Source organism: Rhodoferax sp. (genome assembly GCF_028689305.1).
Taxonomy (GTDB): Bacteria; Pseudomonadota; Gammaproteobacteria; order Burkholderiales; family Burkholderiaceae_C; genus Rhodoferax.
In genome coordinates, this window is sequence record NZ_JAQTWM010000085.1 from 11,250 (window position 1) to 14,152 (window position 2,903).

Sequence of the window (2,903 nt, forward strand, 5' to 3'; positions counted from 1 at the left end):
GGCAAAACGTCAAGCCGCACAAGGACCCGACCCGGCGCGCCGTCACCCTGTCGTTCAAGCGCCTGGGTTTTGCGCCTGGCGATGCCACCGCCGACCAGTTGGACGCCGCCGCCGACCTGGCTGACCGTTTCAGCGCCGGCGAGGTGCGCGTCACCCACGAGCAAAATCTGCTGCTGCCCTGGGTGCAGGCCGCCGACCTGCCCGCGCTGTGGCATGCCGCCCGCGAGCTTGGCCTGGCGCGGCCCAACATCGGCTTGCTCACCGACCTGATTGCCTGCCCGGGCGGCGACTTCTGCGCATTGGCCAACGCCCGCTCGATTCCGGTGGCCGAGGCCATCAGCGCACGGTTTGCCGACCTCGACGAGTTGCTCGACCTGGGTGAAATCGACCTGCACATCAGCGGCTGCATCAACTCCTGCGGTCATCATCACAGCGGCCACATCGGCATCCTGGGTGTGGACAAAGATGGGCGCGAGTGGTACCAGGTGTCGCTCGGTGGCTCCGACGGCAGCACCCTCGGCGGCGCCGCCACCCCCGGCAAGGTCATCGGCCCGTCATTTGCGGCCTCCGAAGTGGCCGACGTGGTGGAAGCCCTGCTGGAGGTCTACCGCAGCCAGCGCCAGGCGGGCGAGACGTTCATCACCTGCGTGCGCCGCCTGGGGCTGGAGCCGTTTCGCCAGGCCGCCAACCAGGCCCGCCACGAAACCCGCGATGCCGGCCAGGTCTTGCATGTGCACCTGACCAACGCCGACGCCCTGACCGACTGACCCTGCGACCACCATGAACAAAACCATCAAATTGATAGCAGCCAACCAAGATTCCACGCGGGCTGACGGCCAAAAAATCATTGAACTGGCGAATGATGCCGATCCGCGTGGCCTGACCCTGGACGGGGTCGAACGGATTGACCTGCAGTTCCCCAAGTTCACCGATGGCCGCGCCTACAGCCAGGCCTATCTGCTGCGCCGCCGCCTGGGCTTTACCGGCGACCTGCGCGCCACCGGCGACGTGCTGGTCGATCAGGTACTGCAAATGCAGCGCAGCGGCTTCAGTTCTGCGGTGCTGCGCGCCGACCAGAACCTGACCCACGCGCAAGCGCAACTGAGCCGCTATGCCAGCTTTTACCAGGGCGATGCCGCCCACCCGCAGCCCGGGTTCGGAACAGCAGGAGCCACCGCATGAGCGCCATCGACCTGAACGCCCGTGCCAGCGCCACGTTTGCGCAAAAGCTGGCCGAGACTCAAACCGTCCTGAAGCAAGCCGCGCTGGACTACGCACCGCTCACACCCGGTGACGCGCCTCGGGTCACCCTGGCCTGCAGCCTGGGCGCCGAAGACATGGTGCTGGCCCACCTGATCAACCAGCTGCAGCTCGACATCGGCATCTTTGTGCTCGACACCGGCCAGCTGCATCCCGAAACCCTGGCGCTGCTGGCACGGCTCAAGGCCAGTTCCCGCGCCCCGGTGGAGGTGTTCGCACCGGTGAACGAGTCCGTGGTGCAGTTTGTCAGCCGTGAGGGTTTTGATGCGATGTACAAGAGCATCGCGCTGCGCAAAGCCTGCTGCCAGATCCGCAAGCTGGAGCCGCTGGGCCGTGCCCTGGCCGGCAAGGCTGCCTGGATCACCGGCCTGCGCCGCGAGCAGTCGGGGGCACGCGCTGAAGTGCCGCTGATCGACACCTCGGAACCCCGCGTCAAGCTCAACCCGCTGAGCCATTGGACCTGGGGCGACGTGTGGTTTTTCATTGCCGAAAACAAGGTCGACTACAACCCGCTGCACGACCAGTTCTACCCCAGCATCGGCTGCGCGCCCTGCACCCGCGCCATCAGCCTGGGTGAAGACTTCCGCGCCGGGCGTTGGTGGTGGGAAAGCGAAGACCTCAAAGAGTGCGGCCTGCATGTCAAATCCAGCCCCTTGTCCGAAAAGGTCTCCCCATGAACGCCCCGATGCATCCCAACCTGCTGCAACCCATGACGCACCACCGCCCTGACCACCTGAGCAACGCCCATCTAGACGCGCTGGAAGAGGAAACCATCTTCATCCTGCGCGAAGTGGCCGCCGCTTTTGAGCGCCCGGCCCTGCTGTTTTCCGGCGGCAAAGACTCGCTGGTGATGCTCAAGTGCGCCGAAAAAGCCTTCGGTGTGGGCCGCATCCCCTACCCGCTGCTGATGATCGACACCGGCCACAACTTCCATGAGGTCACCGATTTCCGCGATGCCCGCGCCAAGGAACTCGGTGCCGAGCTGATCGTGCGCAGTGTTGAAGACTCGATGGCCCGTGGCACGGTGCGCCTGGCCCACCCCGGCGAGTCCCGCAACGTGCACCAGTCGGTGACGCTGCTGGAAGCCATTGAAGAATTCCGCTTTGACGCGCTGATTGGCGGTGCCCGCCGCGACGAGGAAAAAGCACGCGCCAAGGAGCGCATCTTTTCCCACCGCGACAGCTTTGGCCAATGGCAGCCGAAAGACCAGCGCCCCGAACTGTGGACGCTGTTCAACACCAAACTGCAACCGGGTGAGCACTTCCGTGTGTTCCCGATTTCCAACTGGACCGAGCTGGACGTGTGGCAATACATCGCCCGTGAAGCCGTCACCCTGCCCTCGCTCTACTACAGCCACAAGCGTGAGGTGGTGGAGCGCAAGGGCCTGTTGGTGCCGGTGACCGAGCTGACCCCCTTGAAGCCCGGCGAAGTGGCCGAGCTGCGCGACGTGCGTTTCCGCACCGTGGGCGACATCACCTGCACCTGCCCGGTGGAAAGCCTGGCCGCCACGCCCGGGCAGATCGTGCTGGAGACCCTGGCGGCGGACGTGAGCGAACGCGGTGCCACCCGCATGGATGACAAAACCTCTGAGGCTTCGATGGAGAAGCGCAAGAAGGATGGGTACTTTTGATGGTTTCGGTGCC

At 65.1% G+C, this 2,903-nt stretch carries 4 protein-coding genes; all 4 read left to right on the top strand.

Going from position 1 to position 2,903, the window contains the following annotated elements; genetic code table 11:
* On the top strand, positions 1-767 hold a 767-nt coding region (locus PHW99_RS14955; RefSeq protein WP_300179229.1), incomplete at its 5' end, for a nitrite/sulfite reductase.
* A gap of 13 nt (positions 768-780) precedes the next feature.
* Complete coding sequence (locus PHW99_RS14960) at positions 781-1,182, top strand: DUF934 domain-containing protein (RefSeq protein WP_300179232.1); 402 nt, start codon at positions 781-783, stop codon at positions 1,180-1,182.
* Complete coding sequence (locus PHW99_RS14965; protein ID WP_300179235.1) at positions 1,179-1,937, top strand: phosphoadenylyl-sulfate reductase; 759 nt, start codon at positions 1,179-1,181, stop codon at positions 1,935-1,937. The genes PHW99_RS14960 and PHW99_RS14965 overlap by 4 nt, the downstream gene beginning before the upstream one ends.
* Positions 1,934-2,890: a sulfate adenylyltransferase subunit CysD gene (gene cysD, locus PHW99_RS14970; RefSeq protein WP_300179238.1), complete on the top strand. Its 957-nt coding sequence runs from the start codon at positions 1,934-1,936 to the stop codon at positions 2,888-2,890. The genes PHW99_RS14965 and cysD overlap by 4 nt, the downstream gene beginning before the upstream one ends.
* The last annotated feature ends 13 nt before the right edge of the window (positions 2,891-2,903 follow it).

Bases quoted from the DNA above. Each gene is read 5' to 3' on its own strand.
- PHW99_RS14960 (WP_300179232.1), top strand. From the start codon at position 781: ATGAACAAAACCATCAAATTGATAGCAGCCAACCAAGATTCCACGCGG.
- PHW99_RS14965 (WP_300179235.1), top strand. From the start codon at position 1,179: ATGAGCGCCATCGACCTGAACGCCCGTGCCAGCGCCACGTTTGCGCAA.
- cysD (WP_300179238.1), top strand. From the start codon at position 1,934: ATGAACGCCCCGATGCATCCCAACCTGCTGCAACCCATGACGCACCAC.